The sequence below is a fragment of the Croceivirga radicis genome (assembly GCF_002072105.2).
GTDB lineage: Bacteria > Bacteroidota > Bacteroidia > Flavobacteriales > Flavobacteriaceae > Croceivirga > Croceivirga radicis.
Genome location: NZ_MTBC01000001.1, coordinates 421,633 through 440,599, shown reverse-complemented (window position 1 = coordinate 440,599; position 18,967 = coordinate 421,633). Strand labels below are relative to the sequence as shown.

14 protein-coding genes and 1 tRNA gene are annotated in these 18,967 nt (G+C 36.4%); 10 read left to right on the top strand and 5 right to left on the bottom strand.

Annotated features, from left to right (window positions below):
• Nucleotides 1-2 precede the first annotated feature (2 nt).
• Both fabF and BUL40_RS01960 read right to left on the bottom strand, forming a co-directional pair.
• The gene (gene fabF, locus BUL40_RS01965; RefSeq protein ID WP_080317853.1) at nt 3-1,253 is read right to left on the bottom strand and encodes a beta-ketoacyl-ACP synthase II; all 1,251 of its coding nucleotides are present in this window, start codon (nt 1,251-1,253) and stop codon (nt 3-5) included.
• Nucleotides 1,254-1,345: 92 nt separating this feature from the next.
• Nucleotides 1,346-1,579, bottom strand: coding sequence for an acyl carrier protein (locus BUL40_RS01960; protein WP_010519573.1), 234 nt, complete (start codon nt 1,577-1,579; stop codon nt 1,346-1,348).
• A 144-nt stretch (nt 1,580-1,723) separates the two neighbouring features.
• On the opposite strand from BUL40_RS01960, the gene purN reads away from it, so the two are divergent.
• Genes purN through BUL40_RS01940 form a run of 4 tightly spaced genes read left to right on the top strand, consistent with a single transcriptional unit; the run spans nt 1,724 to nt 5,824 of the window.
• Nucleotides 1,724-2,290 carry a phosphoribosylglycinamide formyltransferase gene (gene purN / locus BUL40_RS01955; protein WP_080317852.1) on the top strand — a complete coding sequence of 189 codons (567 nt, stop codon included), beginning with the start codon at nt 1,724-1,726 and terminating at the stop codon, nt 2,288-2,290.
• Nucleotides 2,290-2,922, top strand: a complete 633-nt coding sequence (locus BUL40_RS01950) for a ribonuclease H1 domain-containing protein (RefSeq protein WP_080317851.1) — start codon at nt 2,290-2,292, stop codon at nt 2,920-2,922. Before purN ends, BUL40_RS01950 begins: the two co-directional genes overlap by 1 nt.
• Nucleotides 2,923-2,954: 32 nt before the next feature.
• Nucleotides 2,955-3,881 (top strand): PfkB family carbohydrate kinase, encoded by a 927-nt coding sequence (locus BUL40_RS01945; RefSeq protein ID WP_080317850.1) that lies wholly within the window; start codon nt 2,955-2,957, stop codon nt 3,879-3,881.
• Between the two features lie 44 nt (nt 3,882-3,925).
• On the top strand, nt 3,926-5,824 hold the full coding sequence (locus BUL40_RS01940) for an amidophosphoribosyltransferase (RefSeq protein WP_080317849.1): 1,899 nt from the start codon (nt 3,926-3,928) through the stop codon (nt 5,822-5,824).
• Between the two features lie 647 nt (nt 5,825-6,471).
• Here BUL40_RS01940 and BUL40_RS01935 read toward each other — a convergent pair.
• On the bottom strand, nt 6,472-7,080 hold the full coding sequence (locus BUL40_RS01935; protein WP_080317848.1) for a superoxide dismutase: 609 nt from the start codon (nt 7,078-7,080) through the stop codon (nt 6,472-6,474).
• Nucleotides 7,081-7,197: 117 nt separating this feature from the next.
• Between BUL40_RS01935 and BUL40_RS01930 the strand changes: the two genes are divergently transcribed.
• The 4 genes from BUL40_RS01930 (at nt 7,198) to BUL40_RS01915 (ending at nt 15,755) form a co-directional block, all read left to right on the top strand.
• Complete coding sequence (locus BUL40_RS01930; RefSeq protein WP_080317847.1) at nt 7,198-10,281, top strand: UvrD-helicase domain-containing protein; 3,084 nt, start codon at nt 7,198-7,200, stop codon at nt 10,279-10,281.
• A gap of 2 nt (nt 10,282-10,283) precedes the next feature.
• Nucleotides 10,284-11,477, top strand: coding sequence for a glycine C-acetyltransferase (kbl, locus tag BUL40_RS01925; protein WP_080317846.1), 1,194 nt, complete (start codon nt 10,284-10,286; stop codon nt 11,475-11,477).
• A 113-nt stretch (nt 11,478-11,590) separates the two neighbouring features.
• A complete protein-coding gene (locus BUL40_RS01920; protein WP_010519564.1) occupies nt 11,591-12,952 on the top strand; it encodes an OmpA family protein in 1,362 nt (453 codons plus the stop codon).
• 61 nt (nt 12,953-13,013) lie between these two features.
• Nucleotides 13,014-15,755, top strand: a complete 2,742-nt coding sequence (locus BUL40_RS01915) for a PD-(D/E)XK nuclease family protein (protein ID WP_080317845.1) — start codon at nt 13,014-13,016, stop codon at nt 15,753-15,755.
• On the opposite strand, the gene BUL40_RS01910 is transcribed toward BUL40_RS01915, so the two are convergent.
• Nucleotides 15,756-16,463 (bottom strand): SDR family oxidoreductase, encoded by a 708-nt coding sequence (locus BUL40_RS01910; RefSeq protein WP_080317844.1) that lies wholly within the window; start codon nt 16,461-16,463, stop codon nt 15,756-15,758.
• 107 nt (nt 16,464-16,570) lie between these two features.
• Here BUL40_RS01910 and BUL40_RS01905 point away from each other — a divergent pair, with 107 nt between their 5' ends.
• Both BUL40_RS01905 and BUL40_RS01900 read left to right on the top strand, forming a co-directional pair.
• The gene (locus BUL40_RS01905; protein WP_080317843.1) at nt 16,571-18,391 is read left to right on the top strand and encodes a sensor histidine kinase; all 1,821 of its coding nucleotides are present in this window, start codon (nt 16,571-16,573) and stop codon (nt 18,389-18,391) included.
• On the top strand, nt 18,391-18,789 hold the full coding sequence (locus BUL40_RS01900) for a response regulator (RefSeq protein ID WP_010519560.1): 399 nt from the start codon (nt 18,391-18,393) through the stop codon (nt 18,787-18,789). Before BUL40_RS01905 ends, BUL40_RS01900 begins: the two co-directional genes overlap by 1 nt.
• A gap of 53 nt (nt 18,790-18,842) precedes the next feature.
• Here the strand turns inward: BUL40_RS01900 and BUL40_RS01895 are convergent.
• A tRNA-Ala gene (locus BUL40_RS01895) sits at nt 18,843-18,916 on the bottom strand.
• Nucleotides 18,917-18,967: the final 51 nt, after the last annotated feature.

The following is an 18,967-nucleotide window of genomic DNA, read 5'->3' as shown; positions in this document are numbered from 1 at the left end:
AACTAGCTTAATTTCTTAAATAAAATACAAGCGTTGTGTCCACCAAATCCAAAGGTGTTGCTCATTGCCACATTAACCTCTCTCTCTTGTGCTTTGTTAAGCGTTAAGTTTAAAGTGGGGTCTATGTTTTCATCTACTTCACTATGGTTTATGGTAGGTGGCACTAAACTATGCTCCATAGCCAGTATAGAAGCTATTGCCTCTATTGCGCCCGCAGCACCTAGTAAGTGTCCTGTCATAGATTTGGTAGAGTTTATATTGATATTTTTTGCATGCTCGCCAAAAACCTTTGTAATAGCCTTTAATTCGGCAACATCTCCAAGAGGAGTAGAGGTGCCGTGGGTATTAATAGCATCAACATCTTCTGGTTTTAAACCTGCATTTTCTAAACAGTTCTCCATTACTTTAACCACACCAATACCATCTGGGTGGGGAGCTGTCATGTGGTGGGCATCACTAGATAGGCCACCGCCTAATACTTCTGCATAAATTTTAGCACCACGTGCTTTAGCATGTTCGTATTCTTCCAATATAAGAGCACCAGCACCTTCACCTAACACAAAACCATCTCTGGTTGCATCAAAAGGTCTGGATGCGGTTTCTGGACTTTCATTTCTAGTAGACAGGGCATGCATAGCATTAAAACCTCCCATACCTGCAATGGTAACAGCTGCCTCGCTACCTCCGGTAACCACCACATCGCAATGACCTAATCGAATATAATTAAGCGCATCGATTATGGCATTGGCAGAAGATGCACAAGCAGAGACCGTTGTATAATTTGGCCCCATAAAACCATGCTTTATGGAAATATTCCCCGGAGCTATATCTGCAATCATTTTAGGGATAAAGAACGGGTTAAAACGCGGGGTTCCATCGCCACTGGCATAGCCAATAACTTCGTTTTGAAAAGTCTCTAGACCTCCAATACCGGCACCCCAAACCACGCCTACTCTAAATTTATCCACGGCATCTAAATCCAATTTAGCATCTGCGATTGCTTCATCAGAAGATACCAATGCGTATTGCGCAAAGCGGTCCAATTTTCTGGCCTCTTTGCGGTCAAAAAAGTCTAATGGGTTGTATCCCTTTAACTCACATGCAAATTTGGTCTTGAACTTTTCAGTATCAAAATATGTGATGGGAGCAGCTCCGCTTTTTCCGTTTTTAAGGCCTTCCCAATATTCTTGTAAATTATTACCTATTGGTGTTAAGGCTCCTAATCCCGTAACTACGACTCGTTTTAATTGCATAGAACTATATTTAGCCTGAAATTAAAAAAAATATCCATGTGGTATATTACCACATGGATAATTTAAAATCGTTAATAAGATATCATAAAAAATTACTTCGCTTCTTCTATATAGCTTATTGCTTGACCTACGGTTGCAATATTTTCAGCTTGGTCGTCTGGAATTTGAATGTCGAATTCTTTTTCGAACTCCATGATCAACTCAACGGTATCCAAAGAATCTGCACCCAAATCGTTGGTAAAACTTGCCTCAGGTACTACTTCGTTTTCATCTACACCTAATTTATCAACGATGATAGCCTTTACTCTTGATGCAATGTCTGACATAGTTATATCGGTTTTTAAATTTTATTGATGGCAAAAATATAAAACTTTGGTTTAAATACACTATTTGTCGTTAAAATGTGCTGTAAATTACCACATTATCTGTGTTTACGGCTATTTTTGCACTGCAAATTAACCCTTTAAAAGATGAAGCAAGTAGTGCTTTTTGCCTCTGGATCAGGCTCTAATGTTGAAAATATTGCCAAATATTTTGAAAATAACGAACAAGTAAAGATCCGTTGCGTATTAACCAATAATAAAGAGGCAAAAGTTATAGATAGATGTCAAAGATTAAAAATTCCAGTACTTTATTTTAACAGAACCGCATTTTCTAAAACCAACACTATATTAACTTTACTGCAGGCTTTTTCACCAGATTTAATTGTTTTGGCCGGTTTTCTTTGGAAAATACCCGAATCTTTTGTGAAAGCTTTCCCCAATAAGATATTGAACGTGCACCCAGCCTTACTGCCAAAGTATGGTGGTAAAGGCATGTACGGTGCCAACGTACACCAAGCTGTAAAAGACAACAAGGAATCAGAAACGGGCATAACCATACATTATGTAAACGAAAATTATGACGAGGGTGCCATAATTCATCAATCCAGAACCAATCTTAACCCAACAGACACACCGGAACAGATTGCCAAAAAAGTGCATGATTTAGAATATGAGCATTTTCCAAAAGTGATTGAACAAATACTTTTTGCATAATGGCCAAGAAAAAGTTTTACGTAGTCTGGAAAGGAAAAAAAACAGGAGTTTATGAAAATTGGGAAGATTGCAAGAGTCAAATACAAGGTATAGAAGGAGCACAATACAAATCTTTCCCCACTTTTGAAGAAGCAAAAAAAGCCTATAAAGGCAACTATGCTGATTACAAGGGTAAAAAAAGTAAAAGCAATAGTCTTAGCCCAGAAGCCTTGTTAAAAATTGGGCAGCCGAATTATAATAGTATATCTGTAGATGCGGCCTCTAGTGGTAATCCAGGAATCATGGAATACCAAGGAGTAGAAACCAAAACCAAAAAGGTATTGTTTAAGCAAGGGCCTTTTAAACAAGGAACAAACAATATTGGAGAGTTTTTGGCCATTGTTCACGGCTTGGCTTTTTTAAAACAAAAAAATAGCAACAGATTAATTTACACGGACTCCAGAACCGCAATGAGCTGGGTAAAAAAGAAAAAATGCAACACCAAACTTACCCCCAACGCTAAAAACAAAGATTTATTTGATCTAATAGCACGTGCTGAAAAGTGGCTTCGCAACAATTCTTACACTACTACTATTGTAAAATGGGAAACCAAAGCTTGGGGAGAAATACCTGCTGATTTTGGTAGAAAATAATGCGGTATATTTGCAGCAAAATTGAAACGTAAATGGGCAAATTATTAGCAGTAGGCACACTTGCCTTTGACGCTATTGAATCTCCTTTTGGAAAAACCGATAAAATTTTAGGCGGAGCGGCCACTTACATTGGTCTTGCCGCCGCAAACTTTAAGGTAGAAACGGGTTTGGTTTCTATTGTGGGAGACGATTTTCCGCAGGAATATATAGATATACTTACCCAGAAAGGGATAAACCTAGATGGTGTTGAAGTGGTAAAAGGCGGTAAAACGTTTTTTTGGAGTGGTAAATACCACTTGGATATGAACACAAGGGATACCTTGGCAACAGAACTAAATACATTAGCAGATTTTAGCCCGGTTGTTCCAGAAGGTTTTAAAGACGCAGATATTGTAATGCTAGGCAATTTGCACCCAAGCACTCAATTAAGTGTAATTAACCAGATGGAAAAACGCCCAAAACTAATTATCCTGGATACCATGAATTTCTGGATGGATAATAGTTTGGAAGAATTGAAAGAGGTTATTAAACATATTGACGTTATTACCTTGAACGATGAAGAGGCGAGACAATTAACCGGAAAATATTCTTTGGTAAGAGCCGCACAGGAGATTGAGAAAATGGGGCCAAAATATGTGGTAATCAAAAAAGGAGAGCATGGCGCATTATTGTTTCACGATCAAAATATCTTTTTTGCACCTGCCCTACCACTAGAAGAGGTCTTTGACCCAACAGGTGCCGGCGATACATTTGCTGGTGGTTTTGCGGGCTATTTGGCGGCAACGGAAAATATTTCTTTTGAGAATTTGAAAAATGCAGTAATCCAAGGCTCTAACTTAGCCTCTTTCTGTGTAGAAAAATTTGGAACAGAGAGAATGGTTACACTTACCAGAGAAGAGGTAGACCAACGATTGCTTCAATTTAAAGAGCTAACACAATTTAACATCGAATTACAATAAATAACCCTGCCCTGTAAAAAACAGGGCATTATTTTTTTCTATACATGAGCGATCCAATAAAACATGAATGTGGGATAGCACTTTTAAGGTTACTTAAACCTTTAGAGTATTATAAAGAAAAGTACGGTACAGCCTTCTACGGGGTAAACAAGATGTACCTAATGATGGAGAAGCAACACAACCGTGGACAGGATGGTGCTGGTTTGGCCAGTATTAAACTTAATATGGAACCTGGCGAACGGTATATAAGCAGAGTTAGATCCGCACAACCACAGCCCATACAAGATATTTTTTCGCAAATAAACCAGCGAATCAATAATACCATGGCGCTAGACCCAAAAACCCATGAGGATGTGGCTTACCAAAAACAACATGTTCCCTACATTGGTGAACTATTTTTGGGTCATGTTAGATACGGTACATTTGGTAAGAACAGTATAGAAAGTGTGCATCCGTTTTTAAGACAAAACAATTGGATGCACAGAAACCTTATTGTTGCCGGAAACTTTAATATGACAAATGTTAAAGAGCTCTTTGGAAATTTGGTTGAACTTGGCCAGCATCCTAAAGAAATGGCAGATACCGTTACGGTAATGGAAAAAATAGGTCATTTTCTGGATGATGCCGTAGCAAAACTTTACAAAAAGGTAAAAAAGGAAGGTTATAGCAAGAGAGAAGCCTCGCCACATATTGCAGAACGATTGGATGTGGCCAAGATTCTTAGAAAAGCAGCAAAAAACTGGGACGGTGGTTATGCCATGGGTGGTCTTTTAGGCCATGGAGACGCTTTTTTACTTAGAGACCCTTCTGGTATAAGACCGGCTTATTACTACATGGACGATGAAGTTGTTGTGGTAGCATCAGAAAGACCAGCCATACAAACGGTATTTAATGTAAAATATGAAGATGTTAGGGAGCTTACCCCAGGAAATGCTATAATTATAAAGAAAAATGGTAAGGTAACCACAGAAGAAATATTGCCTGCTTTGGAAAGAAAGGCTTGTTCTTTTGAGCGTATCTATTTCTCCAGAGGCAGTGATAAAGAAATTTATCAAGAAAGAAAGATGTTGGGAAAACTGGTTTTCCCAGAAATACTTCGATCTATAGAAGATGATCTGACCAATACGGTATTCTCTTACATACCTAATACGGCAGAAACCTCTTTCTTTGGTATGGTAAAAGAAGCCCAGAATTATCTAAACAAGAAGAAAGAAGAACAAATATTAGCGCTGGGGCCCAATATAACTAGAGAAGAATTACACAAAATAATAGATGTAAGGCCCAGAATAGAGAAAGTGGCCATTAAAGATGCGAAATTAAGGACCTTTATTACCCAAGATAGTAGTAGGGACGATTTGGTTACCCATGTATATGACATAACCTACGGATCAGTTGGCAAAGAAGACAATCTTGTTATTATAGATGACAGTATTGTACGTGGTACAACACTAAAGAAGAGTATTCTTAGAATGTTAGATAGGTTAAGCCCAAAGAAGATAGTGGTAGTATCTTCTGCACCACAAATTAGATATCCAGATTGTTACGGTATTGATATGGCCAAACTAGAAGATTTTATTGCTTTTAGAGCTGCCGTAGAATTGCATAAGGAACAAAACACCCTATCTATTTTAGAAAAAATTTACAATAAGTGTGTGGCACAAGCAGAAAAGGCTACGAACCAATCTGAGAATTTTGTAAAAGAATTATACGAAGCATTTACTCCAGAAGAAATCTCTAAAAAAATAGCGGAACTATTGAGTCCTCAAGATATTGGAACCAAAGTAGAAATTATCTACCAAACCATTGAGAACCTACATGTGGCTTGTCCAGACAATCCTGGAGATTGGTATTTTACGGGAGACTACCCTACCCCGGGCGGTAACCGTGTTGTTAATAAGGCATTTATGAACTTTTATGAAGGTAAAAACGAACGTGCGTATTAAATTTTAGGTTGATTGTCTATAGAAAAACGTCGTTCATCGACGTTTTTTACCTTTTATCGATATTTAAAATTAGTAAGATAAATACTACGTTAATTTTATAACTACCATAGCATAAGTAGGTTAAGTTCATGGTAAGATTTGGGGCAAAAAAGGTGGAAACTTCTCCACCTTTTTTATTTTACACTTTTGCTGGGTAAGGCTTTTCCTAATAGACCTATAAGATATTTTTCCGGCACACACCTTTAAACGTTTTAATTCGTCTTTTGACCAATAGAATAGAATAAACCATAAGCTAAACTTACATTTGGAGGACCATAGCATAAGTAGGTTAAGTTCATGGTAAGATTTGGGGAAAGAAGGCGGGCAACACCCGCCTTCTTTATTATTTTGAATCACAACTACTTACCCATCGGTTTTGAATAAAAGCTGCATTTCGTCGATATTTTTTCTCATTTTTCTTTTGTTATTATACTTAATACCAGTAATTTAGTTTCGCCATAGCATAAGTAGGTTAAGTTTATGGTAAGATTTGGGACGAAAAGGGCGGATTAATTTCCGCCCTTTTCTATTTTCAAAACTCAATATAAAAGCATAAAAAAAGCGTAGCCTAAGGCCACGCTTTAACTTTAAATTAATAGTTCTACCTATTATTTATTTGCTTCGTATAACTCTGATACTTTATCCCAATTGATTACATTGAAAAATGCGCTAACATAATCAGGTCTTCTATTTTGATAGTTTAAATAGTACGCATGTTCCCAAACATCTAAACCTAAAATAGGATAACCCTCGCAACCGGTATCTGGCATTAAAGGGTTGTCTTGGTTAGGTGTAGAGCAAACTTCTACTTTACCTCCTTTATGAACACAAAGCCAAGCCCAACCTGAACCAAATCTACTACCGGCCGCAGCGCTAAATTTTTCTTTGAAGGCATCAAAAGAACCAAAGGCCGCATCTATAGCGTCTGCCAAAGCTCCGCTTGGGGTACCCCCGCCATTTGGGGACATAACTTCCCAGAACAAAGAATGGTTGTAAAAACCGCCACCATTGTTTCTTACAGCAGCATTACTCATATCAAGATTGGTAAGTATTTCTTCAATATCTTTACCTTCCAAGTCTGTGCCTTCTATTGCACCGTTTAATTTAGTAGTATACCCGTTATGGTGTTTTGTATGGTGTATTTCCATTGTGCGGGCGTCAATATTTGGTTCCAACGCATCATATGCGTATGGTAACTTAGGTAATTCAAAAGCCATGTTATTATGTGTTTTATATGTTATTACTGTTTATCAAAAATACTGTTTTAACAAACAAAAACCATATTTTGTATGTTAACAAGATTGTAAGATTCATAGCTAAACAACATTTATATATTGAATACGAACGGATTTAAAATTTTAGATGCCTCTGCAGGGTCTGGTAAAACCTATCAACTGGTAAAAATTTACCTTAAAAAAATTTTAGCAGACAGCACAACTAGGGGTTTTAGGTCGCTACTGGCAATTACTTTTACCAATAAGGCCGTTGCAGAAATGAAAGATAGGATTTTAAACAGCCTGTACACCTTCTCTAAAGACCTAGCACTTACCCAAGAAAATTCAATGTTTATAGAATTGACCCAAGAGTTGGGTCTAACGCCAGAAGCCTTACAAAGAAAAGCAAAGTTTACCTTAAAGGAAATTTTACACAACTATGCTTTTTTTGAGGTTGCCACTATAGACAAGTTTACCCATAAAATTGTTAGAACCTTTGCCAAAGACCTTAAGATTGCGCAAAATTTTGAAGTGGTCATGGATACGGACCAACTATTAGACGAAGCTATTGCGCAATTATATTACAGAATTGGTAGTGATGAACAACTAACAAAAACGTTGGTTTCTTTTGCGTTAGAAAAAGTAAATAACCAAAAAAGTTGGAATGTAACATTCGATTTAAAAAAGATTGGTCAATTACTGTTTAATGAAAACCATTTTATAGAAATTGAAAAATTACAAAACCTAACTATTTCCAATTTTGAAGAAGTAAAAACCTCCCTAAAAGAGAAAATTACCATTAAAGAAAACGGTCTAAAAAGCCTAGCCGAAGAACTGCTTTCTCTTTTTGAACAAAACGAATTAGAACATTCTGATTTTTCTAGGGGATCACTTCCAAAATTCTTAACCAAGGTTGCTGCGCAAGATTTTAACTTGTCTTTTGACACGCAATGGGTTCAAAATATAGACAGCGTACCGTTATACCCTAAAAAATGTGAACAACACAAACAAGAAATAATAGATGGGCTACAACCAAAAATTGCGGAAGACTTCAAAAAGATTGAAGCCGGTTTTTATCAAATACAATTTTATACCAATGTCTATAAAAACATTTTACCACTAACTGTCTTAAACGAAATTGCAAAAGAGCTACAAGACATAAGCGTAAAAAAGCGTAAGCTTCATATTGCAGAATTTAATAAGCTTATAGCCTCACAGATAAAAGACCAACCCGTACCTTATATTTATGAAAGATTAGGAGAACGTTACCGGCACTTTTTTGTAGATGAATTTCAAGACACTTCTGCCATGCAATGGCAAAACCTAATTCCGCTAATGGCAAATGGATTGGAGAGTTTAAATGAGAAAGGAGAAAATGGTTCGGTGCTTTTGGTCGGAGACGTAAAACAGTCTATCTATCGTTGGCGTGGTGGTAATCCAGAGCAGTTTGTACAATTGTTGAATGGCGATAGTGCTCCTTTTTCGGTTCCCGTGCAAACAAATAGGTTAGCTTCTAATTACCGTAGCCACAAAACTATTGTTGATTTTAACAATAGTTTCTTCCAGCATGTTTCTAAGTATTTAAATAATCAGAATTTTAGAAGCATCTTCCAATCAGAAAGTAGTCAAGAAGCAACCAATGATAAGGAAGGTTACGTTCAGATAAGCTTTTTAGCTCCTGAGCAAGAAGAAATTGCCTATTGTGAGTGTGTTTTGGCAGACATTGATCAACTTAAAAATAAAGGTCATCTATATAAGGATATCTGTGTTTTGGTTCGTAATAACAAACATGCTGTTGAAGTGGCCAATTTTCTATCAGAACACCAAATTCCTATAATTTCTAATGAAGCCTTATTACTTGAAAACAACGAAGAGGTTTCCTTTGTACTGTCGTTCTTCAAATTTTTACTAGAACCTGAAGAAAGGGCTTATGCTTTTGAAATTTTAAATTATTTGGCCAATAAGCACCTTTTAGGATATGACTTTATACAAGCAAATCTAGAAACCCTCTATACTTTTCTTCTAGAGCAACATCAATTAGATTGTTATTTACTTACCAACTTTAGTGTTTTAGATATAGCAGAAATACTTATTGCGGCTTTTGATTTGGCACCTACATCTCATGCCCACCTAACACATTTGTTAGACGTTATAATGGATTATCAAGAGAATGAAAATACAGATTTATATGGTTTTATAAATTATTGGAATTCTAAAAATAATTTGGCCATTACCGTCCCTACTAATTTAGATGCCGTAAGTATTATGACCATACACCGGTCTAAAGGTTTAGAATTTCCATTTGTTTTATTCCCTTTTGCCACTAGTAAACTAAACGATAAAGCTAAAACCGATAAACTTTGGATTCCAGATCAGGAAAATGCTATTCCCCATTTAGAAAAACTATTGGTAAATGGCAATAAAGATTTACTAAACCATTCCGCTTCTAGCGCTGCAATTTTAGAAAAGGAATACCAATTGGCAGAATTAGACAACATTAACGTGCTTTATGTAGCTTTGACCAGACCGGTAAAAGGGCTTTTTATCTACACGGACCAAAAACAAAAGGAAGGCTATGGTGCTTTTTTTGAAAGTTACCTACAAGAACAAAATCTATGGTCTCCAGATAAACAGACATATCAATATGGTAACATCCCAGAAGGTGCTACGGTAAAAAAGCAAGAAGATAGTTCTATTATTCCTTATCTCTACCGTTCTGAAGAACCCCCATATACCTATTCTATTTCACAAACAATTTTTTGGGACGATGATACACAAAGTAGCGTAGAAAAAGGGAACAATCTACATACCATTTTAGAAGACATCCATACCCAAAAAGACATAGAGCCAACCATTAAAAAAAGTATTAATCTAGGACTTATTGGTAATGTAGATGCTAAAGCCATTGAGTCCTTACTAGAAAATTTGGTCAGCCATCCAAAATTAGCCCCCTTTTTTGCAAGTGATACTATTGGTTATAATGAAGTTGAATTATTAGATACAACCGGACAAATAGTTAGGTTAGACCGCTTGGTAGTAGTGGGAAAAAATGCGATTGTAATAGATTACAAAACAGGTAAAGAAAGCTTGTACCATCAAAAACAATTGCAAAAATACGAAGCTATCTTATCAAAAATGGGGTACTTTGTATCGCAAAAAATACTTATTTACTTAAACGAAACTGTAAAACCTCTATTCCTATAAGTATGTACGGAAAAATTAAAGAACATCTAGAAAAGGAAATTCAACAAATAAAAGAAGACGGCCTTTTTAAGGAAGAACGAATTATTACTGGACCACAAGACGCTGTCATAAAAATTAATACAGGAGAAGAAGTAATTAACTTTTGTGCCAATAATTATTTGGGGCTATCCGCTCACCCAGAAGTTATACAAGCTGCAAAAGACACTATGGACACCCATGGTTTTGGCATGTCTTCTGTTCGTTTTATTTGTGGTACACAAGACATCCATAAAACCCTAGAGGCTAAAATTGCGGATTTTTACCAAACTGAAGACACCATATTGTATGCTGCCGCTTTTGATGCCAATGGTGGTGTTTTTGAACCTTTGCTAACGGCAGAGGATGCTATAATATCAGACTCGCTTAACCATGCGTCTATCATAGATGGCGTAAGACTCTGCAAGGCAAAAAGATATCGTTATGCCAATAATGATATGGCCGCGCTTGAAGAAAGTTTAAAACAAGCCAATTCAGATGGGGCCCGTTTTAAAATCATTGTAACAGATGGCGTATTTTCAATGGACGGTCTATTGGCTCCTTTAGATAAAATATGTGATTTGGCAGAAAAGTACGATGCCCTAGTTATGATAGATGAATGCCATGCCGCCGGTTTTATTGGAGAAACGGGCAGGGGAACTTTAGAAGAAAAAGGTGTTCTAAACCGTATTGATATAATTACCGGTACATTGGGCAAAGCCTTGGGCGGAGCCATGGGTGGCTATACTACAGGTAAAAAAGAAATTATAGAATTGTTAAGGCAACGCTCTAGACCCTATCTTTTTTCAAACTCATTAGCACCTGCCATTGTAGGCGCATCTATAAAGGTGTTCGATTTATTGAAAAACGACACAAGTCTAAGGGACAAACTTGAAGAAAATACCTCTTATTTTAAAAAAGGGATGAAAGCAGCAGGTTTTGATATAATAGATGGAGACTCTGCAATTGTACCGGTAATGTTGTATGATGCTAAATTATCACAAGAAATGGCCAATGCGTTACTAAAAGAAGGTATTTACGTCATAGGGTTCTTTTATCCCGTGGTACCAAAGGGCAAAGCCCGTATAAGAGTGCAATTAAGTGCTGCACACGAAAAAGAACACCTAGACAAAGCAATTGCCGCATTTACTAAGGTTGGCAAAGATTTAAAAATTGTATAAGCCCTTAAAAAACGTATAAAAAGCTACAAAAAAAAATGTTGGGTATATTTTGTTAATAACTACTAACAACTTACATTTGCAGCTGATAAACACTTAAACTTAAAATTTTGAACATGAAACATCTAAGCAAATTTTTAGTTGTTGCCTTACTTGCTTTAGGGTTAAACAACCTACACGCGCAAGACGAGAACAACCCATGGCAGGTTAGTTTCGGTGCGAACGCGATAGACGTTTACCCAACCAATGCCGATCCTGCGGACGGTGTTATGACAAGCTCTTTGTTTGACGAGTATTTCAACGTATCCGATCACTGGAACATTATCCCTTCTATTTCTTATGTATCTGTATCTAGATATGTTGGTGATGGTTTCTCTGTAGGAGCTAGAGGTTCTTTAAACAGAATCGAAAAGTTAGGGGATGTTAGTGTAGATGATTTATCTCACTACGCTATTGACGGTACTATTAAGTACAACATCCTAAAAAACACCAAACTTGATCCTTTCGTAGAGATTGGTGGTGGTTACACTTGGGTTGATGAAATCGGCGCTGGTACTGTTAATGGTGGTATCGGTTTAAGCTACTGGTTCTCAGAAAACGTAGGTTTAACTTTACAGACTCAATACAAGCACGCATTTGAAGATTACGGTGTAAAACATTTCCAACACTTAGGTGGTATTAGCATCAAATTTGGTGGTACTGATACTGACGGTGATGGTGTTTATGACAAAGATGATGCTTGCCCAGAAGTTGCTGGTTTAGAAGCATTCAACGGTTGTCCTGATTCTGATGGTGACGGTATCGAAGATAGCAAAGATAGCTGTCCTGATCAAGCTGGTTCTAAAGAAATGAACGGTTGTCCTGATGCTGATGGTGACGGTGTAGCTGATAAAGATGACGCTTGTCCTAACACAGCTGGTCTTCCTGCTTTAGCTGGTTGTCCTGATGCTGATGGTGACGGTGTGGCTGATAACAAAGATGAGTGTCCAAACGAAGCAGGTCCTGCTGAGAACAAAGGATGCCCATGGCCAGATTCTGACAACGATGGTGTACTAGACAAAGACGATCAATGTCCAGAAGTTGCTGGTACTGTTGCAAACAGCGGTTGTCCAGAAGTTACTGAAGAAGTACAAAAACAATTAAATGACTATGCTAGAACTATCTTGTTCGATACTGGTAAATCTTCTATTAAAGCAGAATCTACTTCTGTAATGGTAGACATTATCCAAATCTTGAACGAGTACCCAACTGCTAAATTTACAGTTGAAGGTCACACTGATAGCGTAGGTAGCGCTAAATTGAACCAAAAATTATCAGAAGAAAGAGCTAACTCTGTTAGAAACTTCTTGATCGATAAAGGTATTGGTGCTGATAGATTAACTGCAATTGGTTACGGTGAAGATAAGCCTATCGCAACTAACAACACAAGAGCAGGTAGAACACAAAACAGAAGAGTTGAAATCAACTTGGTAAAATAAGTTTAAGCAATTAAACTAAATTAAAGCCTCGGCATTTGCCGGGGCTTTTTTATTTTTAGACATGATTTCCTTTCTACAAGAAACAGTTCTAAAAATAGTAGCAGAATCTCCTAATTTAGGACAATCTTACTTTATTCTACCTAGTAGAAGAGCTGGGCTTTATCTTAAAAAACATTTGGCACAACAACTTAAAAAGCCAATAATAAGTCCAAAAATCATAAGTATTGAAGAGTTTATTCTAGAAGTTTCTGAACTAAAAGAAACGACCAACTTTGACCTTCTTCTTAAACTTTATGAATGTTATTTAGAAATAGAACCCAAAGAAACCCTAGCTGATTTTCTTACCTGGGGAACTACCCTACTGGGTGATTTTAATGAAATTGATAGACACCTGGGAAATGCAGAAGAACTATTTAATTACATTACCGCCGTTACCAGAATACAACAGTGGAACCCCAACCAAGAACCAACAGATTTAATCAAGGGCAATTTAAAATTCATTAACCGCCTTACGGAACTGTATCCAAAATATCAAAAGACCTTGCTAAGCGTACAAACTGGCTACCAAGGACTTATATATAGAACCGCTCACCAAAAAATAGAAGCCTTTAAAAGAACAAAAGGAGTAGAGCATTATTTTTTTATCGGATTCAACGCTTTGAACACAGCAGAGTCAGAAATTGTAAAATGCTTACTAGATTCTGGTAGCGCAAAAATCTATTGGGATATAGACGCTCATTTTTACGAAGACAAACAACATGAAGCCGGCTATTTTATTCGCTCCCATCAACAGACCTGGAAATTTTTACAAGAAAATCCAATAACCCCCAGTAAACTTTACAACAGTGAGTCTAAAAAAATAACGATTACGGGTACCCCTAAAAATATTGCACAGGCCAAATACGTAGGTAACTTGCTCAAAGAAATCTATAAAAATCCAGAAATAAAACAATCACCTGTTGCTTTGGTGCTTAGCGATGAAACATTATTGCCCGCAGTCTTAAACGCATTACCAAAAGAAGTTCCGCAAACCAATATCACCATGGGACTGCCTTTAGCCAAAACAGCCTTAAACGCTTTTATCTGTACATTTCTGCGTACCCATCAAACCAAAAACCAGAAAGGGTGGTATCATAAAGATATTTTGCAGTTAACCTCTAATACCTACTTTAAAACAGTTTTAAAACCATACGAGATAACCAAACTAAGTTCGCTACTTCAATATATTAAAGAACAAAATATATTATTCCTGCCCGTTGAGCAGATAGCAGAACAGTTTGACGAAGAAAGTCTTGTACATCTTTTATTAAATTCTAACAACGATAACCCAGAACGTTTTGTTAAGAACTTACTAGAAGTATTGGAAAAGCTTAGGCAAGTCTACATCTCTAAAGAAAATACTTATGAACTTCAAAGTCTTAAGCGTTTTATACAAGTTATAAACCAATTAAATCTGCTTCAAACTAGAAAATCATACATAAAAGATTTAAACACATTAGAAAGCCTGTATCTGGAACTTATAGATAGTGAACAAATAGATTTTAAAGGCAGCCCTACGGACGGGTTGCAGATAATGGGAATGTTGGAAAGTAGAAATCTAGATTTTGAAACGGTGATTTTGGTTTCTGTAAATGAAGGTATTTTACCAGCAGGAAAAAGCAATAACTCTTTCATCCCGTTTGAAATTAAAAAAGAATTTGGTTTGCCCACTTATAAGGAGAAAGATGCGGTTTACGCCTATCATTTTTACCGTTTGCTACAACGCTGTAAAAACGCTTACATTACATACAATACCGAACCAGATGTTTTGTTAGGCAATGAAAAAAGCCGGTTTATATCACAACTTTTAACCGATGATTCTTTAAAATTAGAACTAAAAGAAATACTGGCCACACCCAAAATTTCATCGTTTAAGAAAGAAAAACGAGCTGTAGAAAAAACCGAGCTTTTGGTAGACCGCCTAAAAGAAATTGCCGCAAGTGGTTTTTCTCCTTCTTCTTTATCTAATTATATTAAGAACCCATATAACTTCTATTTACAATCTGTTTTACGTATTAGAGATGTAGAACAAGTTGAAGAACAAATTGCACATAACACGTTTGGCACTATAATTCATGATAGTTTAGAGGAATTGTATTTGCCCTTGGTAAATACCGTATTAACCAAGGAATTACTTAATACCCTGAATTCTAAAGTTAAAGAGGTTGTGAAAAAGCAATTTCTAAAATTTTACACCGAAACCGATTTAAAAAATGGGCAGAATTTAATTGCACTGCGTGTAGTAGAGCAATACGTTCACAAACAAATTGAATTTGATATAAACCGAATTAAAAACAATAAAATAGTTGTACTTGGTTTAGAACTGGACCTAAGATTGGCCTTAGCTCATTTTAAAGACTTTCCTGTTTTTCTACGCGGTAAAATTGATAGGATAGAATCCGTAAACGGAGATATACATATTTTGGATTACAAAACCGGTAATGTTGCTATTTCTGAGGTAAAAACGGCAGACTTTGATAGCATTACTACCTCAGATACTAGCCTTAAGGCTTTTCAATTACTTTGTTATGCTTTAATGTATCATAAACAAAACGGTGTAGATCAATTTAAAGCGGGTATTATACCCATTAAAAATTTGAACCTTGGTACTATATTATTTGGGATAAAGGACACACCTAGAGCTCAAAAAAACAACCCAATTATAGATTTGGAACTATTAACCTCTTTTGAGCAACAATTAAACATCTTAATTGGCACTATTTTAGACCCAAGTGTGCCTTTTATAGATTTGGACGAAACTTAGCTATTTTAAGTCCGGTCTTGTAGGCCTTACCTCAATTTTACTGGGTAACGTACGTGGATGCATGGTTAACAAATCCAATACTAATTTACCAATATCCTCCGGTTGTATTTTCCAAGCATCTTCTTTTGATGGCGTATTGCCATTAAAATGGGTAGCTACCGATCCAGGCATAATTGTACTAACCTTTATGTTATACTTTCTAAGGTCTAACATAGCGGCCTGGGTAAACCCAACAACACCAAATTTAGTGGCATTATAACCAGCACCTTGAGCAAAAAAATTGGTTCCTGCCAAACTTGCCAGGGTTATATAATACCCTTCAGATTTTTTTAAAGCATCCACGGAAGCTTTTAAGGTATGGAAAACGCCATTTAAATTAGTGTTGATCATTGTGTGCCAATCTTCATCCTTCATCTGATCTACTGGCGAAAAGATACCCACTCCCGCATTGGCTAGTACAATGTCTAATTGGCCAAAATGTTCCAATATCTTTTTTACGGCATTTTTTTCGTCTTCAAGCTTTGTAACATCAGACACCAAAGCTAGGGCCACACTACTGTCTCCCAAAGATTTTGCAGCTTTTTCAACCGTATCCTTTTGTCTACCACTTATGGCTACTCGGTAATTATTCTTTACCAAAATCTGCGCAATTCCTAAACCTATTCCTTTACTACCTCCTGTAATATATGCTACTTTATTAACCGACATATCTCAATTTTAAAATTTGATTTATTAAATTGATAAATAATTAATTAATAACTAAACCTTCCAGTATTAATATTTAGTTATAATTTTGGAAGAAATTACGCATAAAGTTGCAAGTAAAAACCCAAAATACCTTATTCAAGGACCTACCTATTTCTGCCCTTATATTAAACGATCGGTTTGAAATTGAGTCTTACTCCGAGCACCTGGTGCACGAGTTTTTGCCTAAAAAGACGGAATTAACAGGAAAGCACATAGCAGAAGCCATTCCATTTTTACCTTCTTTATTCTTTACAGCTATAAACGATTGTTTTGTTTACAAGTGCGGTGATGAAAACCCTGCAGTGCAATATGTGAACTATCGCAACGATATACAATGGTTAAAATGGCGTATTACCCCCAGAATAAAGGAAGACAAGACTATTAACCTTCTTGTTTATTTAGAAGAAGTTTCCAAGTTAAAACAAATGGAAGATTTCTTTACACGTGTTGAAGAGGTTGCGCTGGTTGGAGGGTGGCAATTAAACATCAAAACCAGTGAGCTCTTTTGGACAGACGTTACCAAATTAATTCATGAGGTACCAAACCATTATGCACCACAACTAAAAGAAGGTTTAAAATTCTATAAAGAAGGGGAGCACAGGCAGCGCATTCAACAATTGGTAGACAATGCCATAAAATATGGAATATCTTACAATGAAGAACTAATTATTGTAACGGCCAAAGGCAATGAAAAATGGGTAAGAGCCAAGGGAGAGACCGATTTTGTAAATGGGGAATGCGTACGGCTTTTTGGAACTTTTCAAGATATAGACAAGGAAAAACGTTCTGAGATTGCCATGGAACGCACCTCTAACCGATTGCAAACCGCCACTTCTTCTGGTAGAATTGGAATTTGGGAATACGAATTTGATACGGGAAAAATAATTTGGGACAAAAACATGTATTCCCTTTTTGGCATTAATCCAAAAAGCTTTGTTCCCCATTACACTACATGGGAAAACACGTTACATCCTGAGGACAAAGAACGTATTATTAAAGATTTACAACTTGCTAAACAGGGTATTAAACCCTTTAATACAGAGTACAGAATTATAGCAAAGTACAATAGAGTAAGACATTTAAAAGCACAAGGAACTATTGTATATGGCGGAAAAGGTGAGCCTACAAAAATGATTGGCTCTAATTGGGATATTACGGAAAGCAAAGAAAATGAAGCCCGTTTAAAACAGCTATTAAAGGTAACCACAAGCCAGAATGAAGGCTTATTGAATTTTGCACATATAGTTTCTCATAACCTACGATCGCATGCTAGTAATATTGCCATGTTATCTAATTTTTTAGATGATGATCTAAAAGATTCTGGTGCCAATTCAGAATCCCTTCAGTTATTAAAAACAGCAGCTAAAAACCTTAACGAGACCATTGTACACCTAAACGAGGTTGTAGAAGTAAAAACAAATGCCACAGAAAAGCTCAAAAACATTGCCGTAAAACCTATTCTAGAGAATGTTTTAGAGAGTATAGATGTTAGCGTTAAAGACGCCAATACCAAGTTAACACATAATTTAACAGATAATACAAAGGTTCCTGCGGTTGCAGCGTATTTAGACAGCATACTATTAAATTTAATATCCAACTCCATTAGATACAAGCACCCTGAGCGCGATTTAAAATTGAACATAGAATTTACAACAAATAAGGATGGTAAAATTTTAAGTATCAAGGACAACGGCATTGGAATTAATTTAAAAAAGCATAGAAAGAAGTTATTTGGGATGTATAAAACGTTCCACGACCATTCAGAAGCAAGAGGTATTGGACTATTTATCTCTAAAAACCAAATGGAATCAATGAATGGAGAGATAAGCGTAGAAAGCAAAGAAGGGGTTGGGTCTACGTTTCATTTAACATTTTACAACAACAAATAATGAGCAAATTAGCGGTTTCCTGCGTGGTCGATGACGACCCAATTTTCATTTTTGGGATGAAAATCTTACTTAAAAAAATTGGGTTTAGTGATGAATTATTGGTGTTCAAAAATGGACAAGAAGCTATAGACGGCCTTCTAGAACGATTAAAAAACAAAGAACAGCTACCTCAGGTTATTTTTCTAGATTTAAATATGCCTATCATGGATGGCTGGGAGTTTTTAGAAGATTTTGTAAAAATACCCAATCATAATAGAGAAACCGTAAGAGTGTATGTTGTAAGCTCCTCTATAGATGCTAGAGACCACCAAAGAGCTAAAGAACTAAATGTGGTTAGCAATTATTTTGTAAAACCTATAACAGAAGAAGACCTCAACGAGATTTTGAACAATCTATAAAAAAGCAAAAAAAAGCCACAAATACATGTGGCTTTTTTCATTTTATGGTTCCGTGGAGAATACCGGATTCGAACCGGTGGCCTCTTGCCTGCCAGGCAAGCGCTCTAGCCAACTGAGCTAATCCCCCATTGCAGTTCGCAAAGGAACTACATTTTAAATAAGTATCAAAATAGTTTTT

Bases quoted from the DNA above. Each gene is read 5' to 3' on its own strand.
- purN (WP_080317852.1), top strand. From the start codon at position 1,724: ATGAAGCAAGTAGTGCTTTTTGCCTCTGGATCAGGCTCTAATGTTGAA.
- BUL40_RS01920 (WP_010519564.1), top strand. From the start codon at position 11,591: ATGAAACATCTAAGCAAATTTTTAGTTGTTGCCTTACTTGCTTTAGGG.
- fabF (WP_080317853.1), bottom strand. From the start codon at position 1,253: ATGCAATTAAAACGAGTCGTAGTTACGGGATTAGGAGCCTTAACACCA.
- BUL40_RS01940 (WP_080317849.1), top strand. From the start codon at position 3,926: ATGAGCGATCCAATAAAACATGAATGTGGGATAGCACTTTTAAGGTTA.
- BUL40_RS01910 (WP_080317844.1), bottom strand. From the start codon at position 16,463: ATGTCGGTTAATAAAGTAGCATATATTACAGGAGGTAGTAAAGGAATA.
- BUL40_RS01935 (WP_080317848.1), bottom strand. From the start codon at position 7,080: ATGGCTTTTGAATTACCTAAGTTACCATACGCATATGATGCGTTGGAA.
- BUL40_RS01915 (WP_080317845.1), top strand. From the start codon at position 13,014: ATGATTTCCTTTCTACAAGAAACAGTTCTAAAAATAGTAGCAGAATCT.
- BUL40_RS01900 (WP_010519560.1), top strand. From the start codon at position 18,391: ATGAGCAAATTAGCGGTTTCCTGCGTGGTCGATGACGACCCAATTTTC.
- BUL40_RS01960 (WP_010519573.1), bottom strand. From the start codon at position 1,579: ATGTCAGACATTGCATCAAGAGTAAAGGCTATCATCGTTGATAAATTA.
- BUL40_RS01945 (WP_080317850.1), top strand. From the start codon at position 2,955: ATGGGCAAATTATTAGCAGTAGGCACACTTGCCTTTGACGCTATTGAA.
- BUL40_RS01950 (WP_080317851.1), top strand. From the start codon at position 2,290: ATGGCCAAGAAAAAGTTTTACGTAGTCTGGAAAGGAAAAAAAACAGGA.
- kbl (WP_080317846.1), top strand. From the start codon at position 10,284: ATGTACGGAAAAATTAAAGAACATCTAGAAAAGGAAATTCAACAAATA.